At 69.5% G+C, this 17,182-nt stretch carries 19 protein-coding genes; 7 read left to right on the forward strand and 12 right to left on the reverse strand.

All coding sequences use genetic code 11. From position 1 onward, the window contains the following. Positions 1–47 precede the first annotated feature (47 nt). Positions 48–614, reverse strand: a complete 567-nt coding sequence (locus AB0B89_RS12585; protein WP_358551592.1) for an NUDIX domain-containing protein — start codon at positions 612–614, stop codon at positions 48–50. Between the two features lie 252 nt (positions 615–866). Continuing rightward, positions 867–1,145: a helix-turn-helix transcriptional regulator gene (locus tag AB0B89_RS12590; protein ID WP_358551594.1), complete on the reverse strand. Its 279-nt coding sequence runs from the start codon at positions 1,143–1,145 to the stop codon at positions 867–869. Positions 1,146–1,201: 56 nt separating this feature from the next. On the opposite strand from AB0B89_RS12590, the gene map reads away from it, so the two are divergent. Further along, positions 1,202–1,969 carry a type I methionyl aminopeptidase gene (map, locus tag AB0B89_RS12595; protein WP_358551596.1) on the forward strand — a complete coding sequence of 256 codons (768 nt, stop codon included), beginning with the start codon at positions 1,202–1,204 and terminating at the stop codon, positions 1,967–1,969. Here the strand turns inward: map and AB0B89_RS12600 are convergent. After that, positions 1,956–2,081, reverse strand: coding sequence for a hypothetical protein (locus AB0B89_RS12600; protein WP_358551598.1), 126 nt, complete (start codon positions 2,079–2,081; stop codon positions 1,956–1,958). The genes map and AB0B89_RS12600 overlap by 14 nt on opposite strands. A gap of 32 nt (positions 2,082–2,113) precedes the next feature. Between AB0B89_RS12600 and AB0B89_RS12605 the strand changes: the two genes are divergently transcribed. After that, positions 2,114–3,091, forward strand: coding sequence for an aldo/keto reductase (locus AB0B89_RS12605; protein ID WP_358551600.1), 978 nt, complete (start codon positions 2,114–2,116; stop codon positions 3,089–3,091). Between the two features lie 16 nt (positions 3,092–3,107). Here AB0B89_RS12605 and AB0B89_RS12610 read toward each other — a convergent pair whose 3' ends face one another. The 9 genes from AB0B89_RS12610 to AB0B89_RS12650 all read right to left on the reverse strand — a co-directional run bounded on the left by AB0B89_RS12610 (position 3,108) and on the right by AB0B89_RS12650 (position 13,190). Next, positions 3,108–4,151, reverse strand: a complete 1,044-nt coding sequence (locus tag AB0B89_RS12610; protein ID WP_358551602.1) for a DUF4037 domain-containing protein — start codon at positions 4,149–4,151, stop codon at positions 3,108–3,110. Positions 4,152–4,290: 139 nt separating this feature from the next. Then, complete coding sequence (purB, locus tag AB0B89_RS12615; protein WP_358551604.1) at positions 4,291–5,721, reverse strand: adenylosuccinate lyase; 1,431 nt, start codon at positions 5,719–5,721, stop codon at positions 4,291–4,293. 147 nt (positions 5,722–5,868) lie between these two features. Then, positions 5,869–6,441, reverse strand: coding sequence for a hypothetical protein (locus AB0B89_RS12620; RefSeq protein ID WP_358551606.1), 573 nt, complete (start codon positions 6,439–6,441; stop codon positions 5,869–5,871). A gap of 187 nt (positions 6,442–6,628) precedes the next feature. Further along, a complete protein-coding gene (locus AB0B89_RS12625; protein WP_358551608.1) occupies positions 6,629–6,799 on the reverse strand; it encodes a hypothetical protein in 171 nt (56 codons plus the stop codon). 473 nt (positions 6,800–7,272) lie between these two features. After that, complete coding sequence (locus tag AB0B89_RS12630; protein WP_358551610.1) at positions 7,273–7,416, reverse strand: hypothetical protein; 144 nt, start codon at positions 7,414–7,416, stop codon at positions 7,273–7,275. A 96-nt stretch (positions 7,417–7,512) separates the two neighbouring features. Further along, on the reverse strand, positions 7,513–8,304 hold the full coding sequence (locus AB0B89_RS12635) for an Ig domain-containing protein (RefSeq protein ID WP_358551612.1): 792 nt from the start codon (positions 8,302–8,304) through the stop codon (positions 7,513–7,515). A 585-nt stretch (positions 8,305–8,889) separates the two neighbouring features. Next, a complete protein-coding gene (locus AB0B89_RS12640) occupies positions 8,890–9,471 on the reverse strand; it encodes a recombinase family protein (RefSeq protein ID WP_358551614.1) in 582 nt (193 codons plus the stop codon). Beyond that, on the reverse strand, positions 9,434–9,853 hold the full coding sequence (locus tag AB0B89_RS12645; protein ID WP_358551616.1) for a recombinase family protein: 420 nt from the start codon (positions 9,851–9,853) through the stop codon (positions 9,434–9,436). The genes AB0B89_RS12640 and AB0B89_RS12645 overlap by 38 nt, the downstream gene beginning before the upstream one ends. A gap of 49 nt (positions 9,854–9,902) precedes the next feature. Further along, the gene (locus AB0B89_RS12650; RefSeq protein ID WP_358551618.1) at positions 9,903–13,190 is read right to left on the reverse strand and encodes an efflux RND transporter permease subunit; all 3,288 of its coding nucleotides are present in this window, start codon (positions 13,188–13,190) and stop codon (positions 9,903–9,905) included. A 128-nt stretch (positions 13,191–13,318) separates the two neighbouring features. Between AB0B89_RS12650 and AB0B89_RS12655 the strand changes: the two genes are divergently transcribed. The 5 genes from AB0B89_RS12655 to AB0B89_RS12675 all read left to right on the forward strand — a co-directional run bounded on the left by AB0B89_RS12655 (position 13,319) and on the right by AB0B89_RS12675 (position 17,080). Next, a complete protein-coding gene (locus tag AB0B89_RS12655; protein WP_358551620.1) occupies positions 13,319–13,768 on the forward strand; it encodes a MarR family transcriptional regulator in 450 nt (149 codons plus the stop codon). 14 nt (positions 13,769–13,782) lie between these two features. After that, positions 13,783–14,583, forward strand: a complete 801-nt coding sequence (locus AB0B89_RS12660) for an SDR family oxidoreductase (RefSeq protein ID WP_358551622.1) — start codon at positions 13,783–13,785, stop codon at positions 14,581–14,583. Positions 14,584–14,734: 151 nt separating this feature from the next. Next, positions 14,735–15,718, forward strand: coding sequence for an aldo/keto reductase (locus AB0B89_RS12665; RefSeq protein WP_358551624.1), 984 nt, complete (start codon positions 14,735–14,737; stop codon positions 15,716–15,718). A gap of 130 nt (positions 15,719–15,848) precedes the next feature. Next, positions 15,849–16,457: an RNA polymerase sigma factor gene (locus tag AB0B89_RS12670; RefSeq protein WP_358551646.1), complete on the forward strand. Its 609-nt coding sequence runs from the start codon at positions 15,849–15,851 to the stop codon at positions 16,455–16,457. Beyond that, positions 16,454–17,080, forward strand: coding sequence for a hypothetical protein (locus AB0B89_RS12675; RefSeq protein ID WP_358551626.1), 627 nt, complete (start codon positions 16,454–16,456; stop codon positions 17,078–17,080). The genes AB0B89_RS12670 and AB0B89_RS12675 overlap by 4 nt, the downstream gene beginning before the upstream one ends. Positions 17,081–17,182: the final 102 nt, after the last annotated feature.

The following is a 17,182-nucleotide window of genomic DNA, read 5'->3' on the forward strand; positions in this document are numbered from 1 at the left end:
TCCACCGCGGAGAGTCGGCCGGGTCTGGAGCCTCGTGGGGCGGAGGCTCAGCCGAGCAGGCGGCCCACCCGTGACAGCGTCTCGCGTACGTTCTCCTCCGACGTCGTGGCGCGGGCCTCCTCGATGGACAGCCACCGCAGGAGCGCCGACGGGTTCTCCGGCCTGACCGCATCTGGTGTGCCCGTCGTGAGGACGAACCGCAGGTCGGCGTGCTCGTGCGCGGGCTCGTGCGGGGCCGCCGGCACCGGGACGATGACCACGTGGACGATCCCCGCGCCGGGCCAGGGCGCGAGGTCCTCCAGGCCGGTCTCCTCCCTGCCCTCGCGGAGCGCGATGGCCAGGGGGTCGCACTCACCCGGGTCGCCGTGCCCGCCGACCTGGAGCCACGCCCGCTGGCGCGCGTGCCAGCGCAGCAACACCCGGCGCGTCGGCGGATGGACGATCAGCGCCGAGGCGGTGACGTGCAGGGCCGTCGAACGATGCCACGGGTCACCGGCGGCAGGCAGCGCGAGGGTCCGTTCGAGGTCGGCGGCCTCCGCCGGGGTCAGGGGCCGGTGCCGGGACAGTGACGCGACCAGTGGGCCGGGTGTACCGAGATCGTTCGCCGTCGCCATGCCACTCCCCGAGGTCACAGGCTCACCCTTTCCACGACACACCGCCGCGTGCCCGCGTACGTACGGACCGGACCGCGTGAGGACCCCGCAGAGGCTCGCACACGCGGCGAGCCCCTCGCAAACGATTAAGGCGGCCCCGGCGCGCCCACCCGGCCGCCCGTACACCGACCTGGCCGGCCACCCGTTACGCCGACCCGGCCGGCCCGCACGCCCGTACGCCGACCTGGCCGCCCGACCGGCCCGCTCGGCCGCCTACCCGGCCAGCCTGCCCGGACCGTACCGGGTCGTGTGCTCGGCGCAGACGGCGGCCAAGGTGTCGAGGGAGATGCCGAGCGCCTCGGCCAGGGCGGAGACGGTGAAGAACGCGGGCGTCGGGATCCGGCCGGTCTCGATCTTCCGCAGGGTCTCGGCGGAGATCCCCGCCGCCGTCGCGACCTCGGCCATGCTCCGGTCGCCACGCGCCTGGCGGATGAGGGAGCCGAGCAGCTCACCGCGCCGGCGTTCGGGCCCGGTCAAGGGGATGCGCACCATGCGATCTATAGTAGCGTGATACTAATACCGGTATTTAAATTGGAGGTCAGAGCGAGATGGTGGAGATCAAGACCGACGCCGAGCTGCAGGCGATGCGCGAGGCGGGGCGGGTGGTGGGCCGAGCGCTCGCGGCCGTACGCGAGCGCTCGGTCGCCGGGGTGACCCTCACCGAACTGGACGAGATCGCCCGGACCGTGATCTTCGAGGCCGGGGCGACCGCGCCGTTCCTCAACTACAAGCCGTCCTTCGCGCCCACGCCGTTCCCCGGGGTGATCTGCGCGTCCGTCAACGACGTGATCGTCCACGGCATCCCCGACGGCTACCGGCTGCGCGACGGCGACCTCGTCAGCATCGACTGCGGAGCACGGCTGGACGGCTGGACCGGCGACTCGGCGATCAGCTTCACCGTCGGCCCCGCCCGCCCGCAGGACACCCGCCTGATCGAGGCCACCGAGCGAGCACTGCGCGCCGGGATCGAGGCGGCGGTCCCCGGCGGGCGGATCGGCGACATCGGGCACGCCGTCGCCACGATCGGCAAGGCCGTCGGGTGCGGCATCCCCGTCGACTTCGGCGGCCACGGCATCGGACGGCACATGCACGAGGACCCGCACGTCCCCAACCGGGGCAGGCCCGGACGGGGGATGGCGCTGCGGCACGGCATGGTGCTGGCGATCGAGCCGATGTTCATGGCGGGAGGCGACGACCGCTATTGGACAGCGCCCGACGGGTGGGCGTTGCGCACCGTCGACGGCAGCCGCGCCGCGCACGCCGAGCACACCGTGGCGATCACCGACGAAGGCCCCCGCGTCCTCACCCTGCCGTGATCCCGCCGCGGCCGCTCCCGGGCCCGCCGTCCACGACACCGCGCGCGGGCTCGGGGCCGGCCTCCAGGTTCTTCCTGACCTCGCCGAGCGCCTCGGTCGGAGAAGCGGGCACGCGTTCCCGGTACGGCCCTTACGATCGGGGTTGTGGAGAACCGTGAACTGGGCAGAACGGGCAGGCAGGTCGGGGTCGTCGGCCTCGGCGCGTGGCAACTGGGCGCCGACTGGGGCGAGGTCGGCGAGGACGAGGCGCTGGCGACGCTGAACGCCGCCGCCGACGCCGGGGTGACGTTCATCGACACGGCCGACGTGTACGGCGACGGCCGCAGCGAGCAGATCGTCGGCCGGTTGCTCAAGGAGCGGCCGGGCCTGACCGTGGCCACCAAGATGGGCCGCCGCGTGCCGCAGGAGCCCTCGGCCTACACCCTTCCCAACTTCCGCGCCTGGAACGACCGGTCGCGCCAGAACCTCGGCGTCGACACCATCGACCTGGTGCAGCTGCACTGCCCGCCGACGGCCGTGTACTCAGACCCCGCCGTGTACGACGCCCTCGACACGCTGGTGGAGGAGGGCAGGATCGCCGCCTACGGGGTGAGCGTGGAGACGTGCGAGGAGGCCCTGACCGCGATCGCGCGGCCGAACGTCGCCACCGTGCAGATCATCCTCAACGCCTTCCGTCTCAAGCCGCTGGAGCGCGTCCTTCCCGCGGCGATCGAGGCCGGGGTCGGCATCATCGCGCGGGTGCCGCTGGCCAGCGGGTTGCTGTCGGGCCGTTACGACGAGCACACCCGGTTCGCCGACGACGACCACCGGGCGTACAACCGCCACGGCGAGGCCTTCGACGTCGGCGAGACGTTCTCGGGGGTCGACTACGCCACCGGCCTGCGGGCCGTCGACCGGCTCAGGCCGCTGGTGCCCGAGGGCATGACGACCGCCCAGTTCGCGCTGCGCTGGATCATCGACCAGCCCGGGGTGAGCGTGGTGATCCCCGGCGCCCGCAACGAGCGGCAGGCCAGGGGCAACGCCGCCGCGGCGGACCTGCCCCCGCTGGACGACGCGACCCGGGCGTCCGTCGCCGGGGTGTACGACGAGCTGATCCGCCCCCAGGTCCACCACCGCTGGTAACCCCCGGCGGCGGGGCTCACGCCGGCGCGTGGGCGGCCCGGGTGAGTGCGAGGGATCGGGTGGAGTCGCCGAGCACGTCGGTGCTGTCGCAGAACTGGTCCACCGATCCCGTCGGTGCCAGCGACCGCACCGACGGGCCGACCGTGCCCAGCAGCGCGTCGGCGAACCGGCTCGCGCCGATCACCCGGAACGGCCGGTCGAAGTACGGCCGTACGGAGGGCTCCAGCGGCTCGGTGAGCGCCAGGCGGTTGTGCAGCGCGGCCACCCGCTCGTAGGCGCGGCCCAGGTGCTCCTCACGTTCGCGCCAGCCACGCGCGGACAGCGCCGCCGCGAACATCTCCCCCAGCTCGGCCGACCCGGACATGCGGGCGAACGCGCTGCCCAGCCACTTGGCGTACGGGGGGTAGCGGCGGCGCATGAGCAGGCACAGCCGCATCAGGTCCTCGACGAGGCGGGCGGTGACCACCACCGATCCGAGGTCGTCGCCCACCTCACCGCAGCGGCCGGGGAAGCTCTCGATCTGGGCGACGCGCCGCCACTGGCACGCCAGCACGTACCGCCAGAGCTCGCCGGGATACCAGCGCAGGTTCGCCCGTGCCCTGCCCAGCTCGCCGAGCCCGTCGTGGAAGACCTCGCCGCTGGTCACCTCGGCCAGGCGCTGCCAGGACACCCCCAGCCAGTCGGTCGTGGTGATCTCGCCGCGCGGGTCGAACCCCAGCCGTGCGCGCGCCCACGACCCGAACCCGGTGACAAGGACGCCGTGCCTCACCGGGTTCCGGTCGGACCCGAACGCCGTGGGATACCCCCCGAACCGCTCGGGCAGCCCGGCGTCCAGCCGCGCCGAGAGCCCGGCCACCACGGAGGGCTCCACGAACACCAGGACCCGCGGGCCCCAGTCGTGGTCGGTGGAGCGTTCGGTGTCGAAGGCGAGCACCTCCGAACCGGGGCCGATCAGCGCGGCGCCGTGAGGCACCTCACCGATGAGCGGCTGGACCACCTCCGCGTAGAACGCACGCGACAACTCTCGGCCGGGAACGAAGCCAGGAAGGAAATCGGACATCACTCAATAACTGTGCATGCCGAAGTCCCAAGCTTCACCTGGTTTTCCGAGCCCCCGGTGGCCGTGCCCCGCGCCGCCCCACCGTCATGAGATCGTCCCTGGAGGCGGCGGCGACGTCACCGGCCTCGGTGCGCCCGGATCACAGGATGGCGCCCGGACGGTAGGCGGCGGCCTGCGGGTAACGGGCGGCCACGGCGCCCACCCGCGACACGACCTCGGCGACCTGCGCGGCAGCGGCACCGGTGAACGGCGCCGGGTCGGCCAGCAACGCGTCCAGGGCCGCCCGGTCGAGGGGGAACCGCTCGTCCGACGCCAGGCGCTCCAGCAGCAGGTTCGGCGCGCCGCTCTCGCGCATCGCCAAAGCGGAGGACACGGCGTGCTCCTTGATCAGCTCGTGCGCGGTCTCCCTGCCCACCCCGGCCCGTACCGCCGCCATGAGCATCTTGGTCGTGGCCAGGAACGGCAGGTAGCGGTCGAGCTCGGCCGCGATCACGGCGGGGAACGCGCCGAACTCCGACAGCACCGTCAGCATCGTCTCCACGAGCCCGTCGAACGCGAAGAACGCGTCGGGAAGCGCCACCCTGCGCACCACCGAGCACGACACGTCGCCCTCGTTCCACTGGTCGCCCGCCAGCTCGCCCGCCATCGAGGCGTAGCCCCGCAGCACCACCGTCAGGCCGTTCACCCGCTCACAGGACCGGGTGTTCATCTTGTGCGGCATCGCGCTGGACCCGACCTGGCCCTCCTTGAAGCCCTCGGTGACCAGCTCGTGCCCGGCCATCAGCCGGATGGTCTTGGCCAGGCTGGACGGCGCCGCCGCCAGCTGCACCAGCGTCGTCAGCACCTCGTAGTCCAGGGACCGGGGATACACCTGGCCGACGCTGGTGAAGCCCGTCGAGAATCCCAGGTGCCGCGCCACCCGCTCCTCCAGCGCCGCCAGCTTGGCCTGGTCGCCGCCGAGCAGATCGAGCATGTCCTGGGCGGTGCCCACCGGGCCCTTGACGCCACGCAGCGGGTAGCGGGCGATGAGCTCCTCCAGCCGGGCGAACCCCACCAGCATCTCGTCGGCCGCCGTGGCGAACCGCTTGCCGAGGGTCGTCGCCTGCGCGGCCACGTTGTGCGAGCGGCCGGCCATCACCACCTCGGCGTTCCCCGCCGCGAGGTCGGCCAGCCGGGCGAGCAGCGCCACGCAGCGGTCCCTGACCAGGACGAGGCTGTCGCGGATCTGCAGCTGCTCGACGTTCTCGGTGAGGTCGCGCGAGGTCATGCCCTTGTGCACGTGCTCGTGCCCGGCGAGGTCGTTGAACTCCTCGATGCGGGCCTTCACGTCGTGGCGGGTCAGGCGCTCGCGCTCGGCGATGGAGCCCAGGTCGACCTTCGCGGCCACGGCCTCGTAGTCGTCGACGACCCCGGGCGGCACCTCGACGCCCAACTCGGCCTGTGCTCTCAGCACGGCCAGCCACAACCGCCGCTCGGCCAGCACCTTGTGCTCGGGCGACCACACATGGGCCAGCTCCGGCGAGGCGTAACGGGCGGCGAGGACATTGGGGATACGCGGCTTGGCGGTCACGTTGCCTCAGTCTATGGGGCCCGGCCCCCGGCGGCGGCGACCGGCCCACCGCCTCATCGCCTGCCCGGGCGGTACCGCCCTCATCCGCACGACGGTTCGGTGACTGTGTACTGAGGAGGGCGACGATCTCGGTACCCCCGAGTCCTGTCAGCCCGCGATGAAGCGCCAGCCTTCGGTGATGGTCGGAGCGTTGGTGGTGCCCCGCTGGGTGCCCTGGTCCCAGCACTTCGCGTGACTGTTCGACGTCCGCACCGTCTGGACGTCATAGACAACGTCGTACGCCTGCACTCCGTACTGGCCGGTCACCCGGCTGTGCGGGGCGACGACGAGGCTGGCGTTCACACCGATGGCGGTGGTCCGTTCCTGCACGATCTGCGTGCTGACACTGGCCTGAAGGGATTTGGTCAGCTCGGAGGTCGTACCCACTGTGGCCGTAATGGTGACCCGCCACGTCCGAGACTGCGATGAAGTGAATGTCGCGTTGATCGGCGTATCGAGGGTGTTGTCGACGACACGGGCGTCGCTCACGTTGAACGCCGGAACCACGGAAACCGAATTGTATCGGTACCCCTCGTAATACGGGGTGCGGCCGATGAGTATCCAACGCCACACGATGTTGGGGTCATTAGGGCAGGAAATCACCGGACCGAAATCGGGGACGGCGTACGCCACACCAGGCGTGACCGCCACTGCCAGCCCGGGGATTAGAACGGTGAGCACCGCGAACGCGGTGAGCCGCCTGCGCCGTCCGCTGAACCTCCCGGCGATTCCGGGTCGCCACCGATTGCGTGCCTCGCCTCGAATCCCGGCCAATCTCTTCCTCCACCTGACCTCGGGCTCACCACGGAGGAAATCCGGTCCGGCCATTCATGCGGCCACGCTGCCGAACCACCTTCACAGGTGCCGATTAGCACCTATAAACGCACACTGTGATCTCGGTCAGGCGGCCTGTCAATAGCTCGATCATGATGATCGCGAACGCCAGGCGGTTCTCGATGGCGTCGATGGCGAACTGGATGTCACGGTTGAAGTTCCGGCCCGTGACATCCAGTTCGATGATCCGTCCGCCGTCGGCCACTCACCATCCGCTATGTGGTGGCCATGCCCCGCCGCCTTCGCCTGGATGGCGTCACGCCGGATAAACGGTGAGATCTTCCCTTCGCCGTCCTTCATCTCCGGCACCCGGATGTACCCGATCGCCGGAAGGAGGCCGCCGGCAGGTACGGCTCCCGCCCGGCAGACCTACGGATAGCAGGTAGGAACGGCTTGAGGTACCAGCCGAAAGCCTCCACCATCACCATCACTGGCCCACCAAGCGCGACGACGATCTCGAAATCGTCGGCATCGTGCATGACACGCCTGCGCTCGTCGCGGCACCCCTCGCACAGGCTGACCGGGTCTCAGGTAGTGAGAAGCGACCACCGCTTCAAGATGCGCGGCGCCTGGACGACGACACCCGCTACCCACACCAGGCCCAGAACATCGCCTCCGCCGATCACGGCTTCTCCTCGAGAAGCGCCGCCCAGCCCCCGGTTTAAGCCGAAATCCGGCTCACCCCCACGGGCGTGAGGAGGACGCCAGGGCGAGCGCGGCCAGTACGAGGGCGGGCAGCTCACCAACCAAGCGGATGTGGTTGCCGAGCGCGACGAACCGGGCCGTGCGGCCGTCCTCGGCTGCGGTGTTGCTCTTCTCCAACCCTCAGCGAGCGGGGTTGGAGAAGAGGACTGGCCCGGGACCGCAGACGATGCGCGGCGTCTCCTTTCTGCCAGAGCTTTCCCGTAGGGCAGTTGATCAGCAGCGCTGGCAGGACGATTCTTTTCTGACGCTCCAGGTGAAGGTGGTACTTCCCTGTCCGCCTCCGTTGGCCGTGACCGTGACGGTGTAGCTTCCTATGTTGCTGAGTGTGCCGATGATCCAGCCGCTTGAGGGGTCGATGGCCAGTCCAGGAGGCAAGCCGGTCGCCGACCAGGTGTACGACCCGCTCCCGCCGGTGGCCTGCATCTGCAGCGCCACGGCGTCCAGCTTGAGGTTGCTCTGGGCGCCCGGGTTGGCGACCGTCGGACTCGGCGAGGGTGTGGGAATAGGAATATCCGGTGGCGGGCAGCTCAGCGATACCGGCTGAGACCCTGTCTCTCTGGTGATGTACTCCGGAGTCCCCGAAAGGTAGTGGACTGTGGCGGTCGCGCGACCCGAGTAGTAGCCCGACTCGCAGACGGTGCCCGGGTTGATGACGCCAAGACCGAACAGGATTATGTTTGCGGGCATGTCCCGGAAAACCTCTGTACGGCCGTTCACTGTTTGGCCGGGGCCGCCGACCAGCCCGTGGTAGAGCAACTCCACGGTGAAGTCGACGCTACGCACTGGACCGTCGCACTGGACACTTACGCCGTAGTGGACGGTCTTGGCGTCAAGCTTGTACGGTGGGTTGTCCGGCCGGATCCACCAACAGACGTGGCCGTCGGGAACCGCGGCGGACACCGGTTTGGCGAAGCCCAGGGAGTTGTGGCCGTCGGGAACCGCGGCGGACACCGGTTTGGCGAAGCCCAGAGACGCGATGACCATGGCAACCGCTGCCACGGTCATCAGTAATCGGGATCTGCTGCGACGCAAGAGTTTGACATACATAATTTATGCTCGCATGGAGACGCCGGAGTCGGCAACGGCCGAGCCTTCGGACGAACGTACCCCATCAAAATATCAACCCGCCGGGGCCAGTTGATATCGGTCGTCAGTGGCCATTTCTTGTGAGGGATACGGCTGCGACGGAAGGGCGGTTGGCGAGTTGCTGATGCTGGGGGGGAGTGGCAGTTAGCAGTGGGCTGCGGCGGGTCAGGAAAGTCTTGATCACGCTCGCCAACGCGGCCCAGTCGGGTGCGGTCATGATCGCATAAGTCCACCAGTCCCCGCCGCCAGCGGCTGCGACGCCGGCACGCGTGAACTCGAACTGTAGAACTCTTCGGACGTTAAGTAAGGGCCGCAGTGCCAACCACTCTGGCTCGTTTGTTCTCGTGGCCAAACGTCCGACGCGTCCGGAGACATCGGATGCACTCCGACAAGCGCTTACCGTGCGACTGAGACGCGCGAACACGTCATCTCCGCTCCCCCACACTCGATCTTTCGGCGGTGATCCAGCAGCCTTCACGACCCCACCTGCCCAAGCCGCTCACGCTACATCGCCCTGGCCTCCCCCGGACTGCTCGCCGCGAGCAACGCACGATGCCGAGAACCGCACACCACCTCATCATGCCGGGAACGGGAACCACAGATAAACGCGGCGGTTCCCGTCTTGAAGTGCATTCCGCCGCAGCAGTGCCAGCACCTGATGAACCCCGTGAACTGATGCAGAGACCGAGCGGGACGCGTCACCTTCCCGGCCCTCAACCGTGAGAACCGATCCCACAGATCGCTGCTGATCAAAGGCTTATGCGCCGCAGGCAGCAAGATCTTCCGCTGACATCGGGGGGCGTTCCGGCAATCACAATTGTGATCATGGACTCGGATCAGGCCAGCCGCGAAACCCTGGTCCATGAGTTGGCGGACCGTCTCACCGCTCCAGGGCAGACCACCCTCGGTGGTGAAACCGTGCCGATTGAGTCTCTTGGCCAGGGCAGTGAAGTTCTGATCGACCACCCAGAGTTCATAGAGAATGGCGAGCATCTGGGCTTTCCCCGAAGCGATGTCCGGTTCATACCGTTCCTCGCTATCCGAGGGGTCACGCAACGTCCGAGTTGGGAAGAGCGGATGTGGCATGCGCCCGCGTCGCACATACCCGAGGTACTCCCCAAAAGGGTGGCAGGCCACGCGCTACACGGTTCCGGTAGGCGTCGCCCCACGCCTCCCCTACCAGGTCGGAGTAGTAGGCGGCGAACTCGAAGTGGATGCCACGGGCGAGTCTTCCCGATGACGTCCGGGCATCCACATCCTCCGTGGCCGACAAGAGTTCTCCGCCTGCCCGCTCGATCCGGGCCACGTGGACGGGGTTGCCCTCACGATCGCGACCGAACCGGGAGAAGTTAAACACGATGATCGCGTGGGCCAGGCGGTTCTCGATGGCGTCGATGGCGAACTGGATGTCACGGTTGAAGTTCCGGCCCGTGACATCCAGCTCGATGATCCGTCCGCCGTCGGCCACTCACCATCGGTACGCGTTGGCCATGCCCGCCGCCATCGCCTGGATGGCGTCACGCCGGATAAACGGTGAGATCTTCCCTTCGCCGTCCTTCATCTCCGGCACCCGGATGTACCCGATCGCCGGAAGGAGGCCGCCGCCTGGTGAGACGATCACGGATCAGAGTCGTACTGACCACAAGGGTGGGCACCAGCACCAGCGTCAGCAACGTCGAGGACACCAGGCCTCCGATCACCACGATCGCCAGTGGCTGCGAGATGAACCCTCCCGACCCGGTCAGCCCGATCGCCATCGGCGTCAGCGCGCAGATCGTCGCGATCGCGGTCATCAGGATCGGCCGCAACCTGCGCCGGCCGCCCTCCACCACCGCGTCCACCACGCTCATGCCCTGCTCGCGGTACTGGTTGATCAGGTCGATCAGCACGATGGCGTTGGTCACCACGATGCCGATCAGCATCAGCATGCCGATCAGCGCCGGGACGCCCAGCGGCGTGTCGGTCAGCCGCAGCAGCCCGATCGCGCCGGTCGCCGCGAACGGGATCGACACCAGCAGGATCAGCGGCTGCACGAAGCTGCGGAACGTCGCCACCATGATCATGAACACGATCGCGATAGCCGCCAGCATGGCCAGGCCCAGCTGCGAGAACGCCTCACTCTGGTCGGCGCTCACCCCGCCGATGGTGTACGTCACCCCGGCGGGCAGCGTCAGCGACTTCATCCTTTCGGTGATCTTCGCGGTCACGCTGCCCAGGTCGCTGGCCGTCGCCGCCGCCGACACCGACGCCGTGCGGGCGCCGTCCTTGCGCGTGATCTGCGTCGGACCGGCGACCTGCCGCACCTCCGCGACGCTCGACAGCTTCACCAGCCCGGAGGCGGCCGGCAGCTTCAGCGCCCGTACCGCCGCCAGGTCTTCGGGGGCGTCGCCGCCGGCCCTGAGGATGATGTCGTTCGGCCGGCCGTCCAGCGTGATCTGGCCGATCGGTGCGCCCCGGAATGCCTGCGCGACGGCCTGTCCGATCCCCGCCTCGGTCAGGCCCTTGGCCGCCGCCTTCTCCCTGTCGACCCTGACCTCGATGCGCGGCGCGCTCGCCTCCAGGTTGGAGCTCACGTCGCGCAGCCCCTCGATCCGCTTCATCGCCGCGAGCACCGTGTCGGAACCCGACCGCAGCGATGACTGGTCAGGACCCTGAAGGATCACCTCGGCCCGGTCGGAGCCGAACCCGCCACCGGCCTGGCCGCCGACGGTCACCTCGCCCACGTCCCGCAGCGCGGCCAGCCGGTCGCGCAGCGTCTGCTCCAGCACCGGGGTGTCCACGCCCTCCGCCACCGTGACCGAGAACGTCGCTCTGTCGGGCGAACCCCCGACGCCACCCGAGAACGTGCCGCCCGTACCCACGTTGACCTGGTACGACGCGATCTCCCCGATGACGGAGAGCACTTCCTCCACCTTCTTGGCCGCCGCGTCGGTGGTCGCCAGATCGGTGCCGGCCGGCATCTTCTGCGTCACCGAGATCGTGTCGTTGCCCGAGGAGTCGATGAAGCTCGTCTTCAGCCCGGGCGCCAGCGCCAGCGTCCCCACGAAGATCAGGAACCCGGCCAGCAGCGTCACGAACCGCCGCCGCGTCGCGAACCTCAGCACAGGGAGGTACATGCGCTGAAGAGGACTGCGCAGCTCCTTGGCCTCCGCCCGCTCCCGTACGGCCCGCGCCTCCCCCTCGGAGAGCCGCGGCGCCCTCAGGAACCAGTAGGCCAGCACCGGGATCACCGTCAGCGCGACCAGCAGCGACGCGAGCAGCGCCACCGTGACCGTGATGGCGAACGGCGCGAACAGCTGGCCGATCATGCCGCCCACGAACGCGATCGGCAGGAACACCGCGACCGTGGTGAGCGTGGACGCCGTCACGGCGCCGCTCACCTCGCGCACGGCCGTCAGCACCGCCTGGCGCTTCTCCTCGCCGTACGCGAGGTGCCGCTTGATGTTCTCCAGCACCACGATCGAGTCGTCCACCACCCGGCCGATCGCGATCGTCAGCGCGCCCAGCGTGAGCAGGTTCAGCGAGTAGTCCCCCACCCACAGCGCGATCAGCGCGATCACCACCGACAGAGGGATCGACACCGCCGTCACGATGGTCGAGCGCAGCGACAGCAGGAACAGCAGGATGACGATCACCGCGAACACCAGGCCGAGCAGGCCCTCGGTGGACAGGTCCTCGATCGAACGCTCGACGTACGGGGCCTGGTCGAACACCACCGTGATCTCGGAGGCGTCGCCGAGCGCCCGCGTCAGCTCGGCCAGCTTGTCGTTCACGTCGTGGGAGATCTGCACAGCGTTGCCGTCGGGCGTCATCGTGATCGACATGCCGAGGCTCGCCTTGCCGTCGGTGCGGGTGACCGTCGTCGCGTCGGCGGGCTTCTCCTCGATCGTCGCGACGTCTCCCAGCTTGACCGGCTTGGGGGCGGCCGGGGCCGCCTGCGCGGTCCGCGCCGCGCCCGCCGCCGCCCGGCCCTGCCCGGCCGACTGGCCCTGACCTGCCTGCTGACCCTGTCCGGGTTGCTGCCCCTGGGCGCGCGATGTCGTCTGGGGCTGCGCGGCGGGAGCCTGCGGCGTCAGGTACAGGTTCTTCAGGTCGTCGATCGAGGAGATCCGCCGCCCGATCTGCACGGTCAGCGCCCTGCCGCCCTCGGTGAGGGTGCCCGCCGGGATCGGCGTGCCGTTGGCCCGCAGGACCTCGGGGATCGACGCCGGCGACAGCCCGAGGAAGGCCATCTTCAGGAGGTTCGGCGTGATGACGACCGTCTGCTTGCTCGCCCCGGTCACCGCGACCTCGCGTACACCGGTGACGCCCTGCAGGTCGGGGACGGCGATGCGCTCCAGCTTGTCGAGCATGGCCCGCTGGTCGCCGCCGTCGCTCACCGCCAGCACCATCACCGGGATGTCGTCGGTGTTGCCCGCCACGACCATGGGCTCCACCCCGCTCGGAAGCTGGGCGCCGAGCCGGGCGACCGCCTGCTGCAGCTTGCCGACCGCGGCCTCGACGTCGGTGCCGTACTCGAACGACACCTGGATCTGGGCCGAGCCCTCCCGGGACGTCGAGGTGATCTCGGTGACTCCGGCGATGCCCTGGAGGCTGCTCTCGATCGGCTTGGCGACCTGCTCCTCGACGATGTCGGGGGAGGCGCCGGCGTAGGGCGCCACCACGAAGGCCCCGGGGAACGACAGCGAGGGCAGCAGCTGTTGCTTCAGCGAGGGGATCGCGAAGGCACCGAACGCGCTGATCACAACCGCGATCATTATGACGAGACTGCGGCTGGCGAGGCTCAGCCTTGCCAATGCGGTCATAGACGTGGACCTTCCGGGATTTTGCGAAACGTGGGAGTTTTGGGCAATGCTAACACTTCGTATTGCACGAATATTTAGCTGGACCGTGAACTCCTGGTAACCTGATCAAGCCCGGGTGGAAGGTGGAAGTGGACGAGAGAGAAGAGCTGGTCGCTCGGATCGTCGAGTCGCAGCACGCCCTCGGGCGGGTCTTCGCCCACGATCGCTCCATGCCGCTGCTCGCCGTCAACCTGACCATGCAGCAGCTCAAGGTCGCTTTGATCCTCGCCAGCCGCGGCTCGGTCTCCGGCCAGGAGCTCGCCCACACCCTCGGCACCGGCCTCGGCACCGTCACCGGCATCGTCGACCGTCTCGTCGCCCAGGGCCTGGTGACGCGCCGCGAGGATCCGAGCGACCGCCGCATCCGCAGGGTGGAGCTGTCCGACGCGGGGCGGCGCATGACCGAGGAGCTCGCCGACGCGGGCCTCACCGGCTACCGCCGCCTGCTCGACGGCCTCGACCTCGGCACCCTCCGGCAGCTCGACGAGGTCATGCGCAAGCTGAGCACGGCAGCCGCCGAGCTCTACGGCACGTGGTGATAACTTCACACCCCATGGTCTCCGAGCATGACGCGCCGGACCCGGACGGCTACCTGAAGGGGTTGTTCTCGCTGTCCGGCCGCACCGCCCTGGTCACCGGCGGCAGCTCCGGCATCGGGTACGCCATGGCCGAGGGCATCGGCCGCGCCGGGGCCGCCCTGGTCATCGTCGCCCGCAGGGAGCGCGAGCTGGCCGACGCCGCCGCCCGCCTGCGCGGCCACGGGGTGCGCACCGCGACCATCAGCGCCGACCTCGGCGACGCCGCGGCCGTCCAGCGCGTGTGCGACGAGGCTGGCACGTTCTTCGGCGAGATCGACATCCTCGTGAACGTCGCCGCCAACAACATCCGCCTCCCCATGGGCGAGCTCACCCCCGACGACTACGACGTCACGATGCGGGTCAACGTCACCGCCCCGTACCTGCTCGGCCAGCACTTCGGGCCCCGCATGGCCGCGCGCGGCTGGGGTCGCATCATCAACGTCGGCTCGCAACAGTCGATCAGCGCGTTCGGCGACAGCGGCGCGTACGGCGTCAGCAAGGCCGCGATCACCGGCCTCACCCGCTCACAGGCCGAGGCGTGGTCCCGGCACGGGGTGAGCAGCAACACGGTCGTGCCGGGGTTCGTGCTCACCCCGCTCACCGAACCGGCACAGTCCATCCCCGGCCGCGTCGAGGCCCTGGCGGCCCGATCGATGACCGGGCGTAACGGCCTGCCCGCCGACTTCACCGGCGCCGCCGTCCTGCTGGCCGGTGACGCGGCGGCCTACATCACCGGCCAGACGATCTGCGTCGACGGCGGCTTCTCCGTCCACTAGACCCCGGCCCAACCGGCGCCGCCTTTACAAAGTAAGTCATCGTGGTCCATTTGACCTGGAGTGCCCTCCAACGCCGAGACTGGAGGGCATGCACGACGCTCATCGACAGCAAGATCGAGATCTACCGCGAGAGCATCGAGGAGAACCACGTATGAAGCAGCGAACCCTCGGCCGGGGCCTGACCGTCTCCTCCCTCGGCCTCGGATGCATGGGCATGAGCGAGTTCTACGGTCAGGGCGACGAGACCGAGTCGACGGCGACCCTCCACAAGGCCCTCGACCTCGGGGTCACCTTCCTCGACACCGCCGACATGTACGGGCCGTTCACCAACGAGCGGCTCGTCGGAAAGGCGATCGCCGGGCGCAGGGACGAGGTCGTGCTGGCCACGAAGTTCGGCATCCAGCGCGCCGAGGACGGCGCCCGCGTCGGCGTCAACGGCCGGCCCGACTACCTCCGCCGGGCGTGCGACGCCTCCCTGGAGCGGCTGGGCGTCGACCACATCGACCTTTACTACCAGCACCGCGTGGACCCCTCGGTCCCGGTCGAGGAGACCTGGGGCGCGCTCGCCGAGTTGGTCGCCGCGGGCAAGGTGCGCCACCTCGGCATCTCCGAGGCCTCGCCCGACCTCGTGCGCCGCGCCCACGCGGTCCACCCGATCACGGCGGGCCAGTACGAGTACTCCCTGTTCACCCGCGACCCCGAGGACCAGATCCTCGCCACCTTCCGGGAGCTCGGCATCGGGCTCGTCGCCTACAGCCCGCTCGGCCGCGGGTTCCTCACCGGCACGATCACCAGCACCGACCAGTTCGACGCCGGCGACTTCCGCGCCTCCAATCCCCGCTTCCAGGGGGAGAACTTCGACGCCAACCACCGGCTCGTCATCCAGATCCAGGAGGTGGCGGAGGCCAAGGGAGTCACCCCGGGACAGCTGGCCCTGGCCTGGGTGCTCGCCCAGGGCGAGGACATCGTGGCCATCCCCGGCACCAAGCGCCGCACCTACCTGGAGCAGAACGTCGCCGCCGTCGACATCGCGCTGACGCGGGACGAGCTGGCGGCGCTGGAGAAGGCCGCCCCGAGGGGCGCCGTCGCCGGCGAGCGCTACGCGGCGGGCAGCGTCCCGCAGATCAGGTCCTGACGGACCACACCACACCGCCGTGTTCGCGGCGAGCATGGCGCCGACGGGCCACCAACGTCGGCGCCATCGCGCTTTCCTGTGAAATTTGTCGGAACCCGGCGGAAGCCGCGGACAGTATCTCTATGTGGATATGTCGATACGCGTCCGGATACGTGATGGGGACAGCGAGGCGTTCGAGTGCCTCTTCGATGAGTTCTCCCGGTCGGTGTACGGCCATGCCTTCAGGCTGACGGGAAACTGGTCGGCCGCCGAGGACGTGATGTCGCTGACGTTCCTGGAGGCCTGGCGGCTGCGGCAACGGGTCGACGCCGAGGGCGGCTCACTGCGGCCGTGGCTGCTGGGCATCGCCACCAACATCGCGCGCAACGCCCGCCGAGCCGCCCGCAGGGCGGACGACGCCCTGTCCCGCATGCCCAGAGGTGAGGACGTTCCCGACTTCGCCGACGAGGTCGTCGGGCGCATCCACGACGCCGAGCGACTGGCCGCGATCCGGCAGGCGTACGGCTCGCTGCGCCGCCCGGAGCGGGAGGTCTTCGCGCTCGTCGTGTGGTCGGGCCTCGACTACGCCGAGGCGGCCGAGGCACTGGGCGTCCCGGTGGGCACGGTCCGATCCCGGCTCTCCAGGGCTCGGAAGAAGCTGGAGAAACTTTCGGCCGGAATGGAACCCCCACTCCCGCCCCGACAGGTAAGAGGTGACCGCGACATCGCGGTCCGGTCCAAGAAGGAGGAGCACCAATGAACGCAGGCGAGCGAGACGAGCTGGCCAGGCTTCTGCCGTTTCAGGGCGAGCCGGAGCTCCCCGAGGGCCGGCACCGGCAGATCAAGGAGTTCGTCATGACCGAGATCCATCAGAACGACCGACCCGCCAAGCCGAAGTGGCGCCTGTCGCGCCCCGCCGTCCTGGCCCCGGTCCTGGCCTCCGCCACCATCATGGCGATCGCCGTGCCGCTCGCCTTCGGCGGCGGTGCCCAGGCCTACGCCGTCACCAAGACGGACGACGGACTCATCAGCATCACCATCAACGAGGCCAAGAAGCCCAAGGACCTTCAGGCGGACCTTCGGGCCATGGGCCTCAACGCGGTCGTGGACTACGTCCCCATGGGCAAGGAGTGCAGCCCGCAGCCCCGCAGCCAGGACTTCGTGTCCGATGAGGAAGCTCCCCTCGCCGTCCCTCCGCGGAATGGCCAGGACTTCACGATCGACCCCAAGGTGGTCAAGGCCGGCCAGACCGCGGTGCTGGAGTTCAGCGTCTACGAAGGTCCGGACATGACGATCGCCCAGGGCTCGGCGCACGTCTCTAACGGACCCGTGGCCGACTGCGTGCTGGTCGACAGCACCGAGGCCCCGGCCGAAAACGGCTGATAGCCCAGTCTCGGGCCCGCCGGCCCCCCGCCCGCCGCCCCCCCATCGGGGGCGGCAGCACCCCCCACAGCCCGTGCCCCCGGGCGCCCCCCCCCGGTCCCG

This window comes from Sphaerisporangium sp. NPDC049002 (assembly GCF_040649355.1).
Taxonomy (GTDB): Bacteria; Actinomycetota; Actinomycetes; order Streptosporangiales; family Streptosporangiaceae; genus Sphaerisporangium.

Bases quoted from the DNA above. Each gene is read 5' to 3' on its own strand.
- AB0B89_RS12640 (WP_358551614.1), bottom strand. From the start codon at position 9,471: ATGCCACATCCGCTCTTCCCAACTCGGACGTTGCGTGACCCCTCGGAT.
- AB0B89_RS12635 (WP_358551612.1), bottom strand. From the start codon at position 8,304: ATGACCGTGGCAGCGGTTGCCATGGTCATCGCGTCTCTGGGCTTCGCC.
- map (WP_358551596.1), top strand. From the start codon at position 1,202: ATGGTGGAGATCAAGACCGACGCCGAGCTGCAGGCGATGCGCGAGGCG.
- AB0B89_RS12585 (WP_358551592.1), bottom strand. From the start codon at position 614: ATGGCGACGGCGAACGATCTCGGTACACCCGGCCCACTGGTCGCGTCA.
- AB0B89_RS12665 (WP_358551624.1), top strand. From the start codon at position 14,735: ATGAAGCAGCGAACCCTCGGCCGGGGCCTGACCGTCTCCTCCCTCGGC.
- AB0B89_RS12650 (WP_358551618.1), bottom strand. From the start codon at position 13,190: ATGACCGCATTGGCAAGGCTGAGCCTCGCCAGCCGCAGTCTCGTCATA.
- AB0B89_RS12610 (WP_358551602.1), bottom strand. From the start codon at position 4,151: ATGTCCGATTTCCTTCCTGGCTTCGTTCCCGGCCGAGAGTTGTCGCGT.
- AB0B89_RS12670 (WP_358551646.1), top strand. From the start codon at position 15,849: ATGTCGATACGCGTCCGGATACGTGATGGGGACAGCGAGGCGTTCGAG.
- AB0B89_RS12675 (WP_358551626.1), top strand. From the start codon at position 16,454: ATGAACGCAGGCGAGCGAGACGAGCTGGCCAGGCTTCTGCCGTTTCAG.
- AB0B89_RS12590 (WP_358551594.1), bottom strand. From the start codon at position 1,145: ATGGTGCGCATCCCCTTGACCGGGCCCGAACGCCGGCGCGGTGAGCTG.
- AB0B89_RS12660 (WP_358551622.1), top strand. From the start codon at position 13,783: ATGGTCTCCGAGCATGACGCGCCGGACCCGGACGGCTACCTGAAGGGG.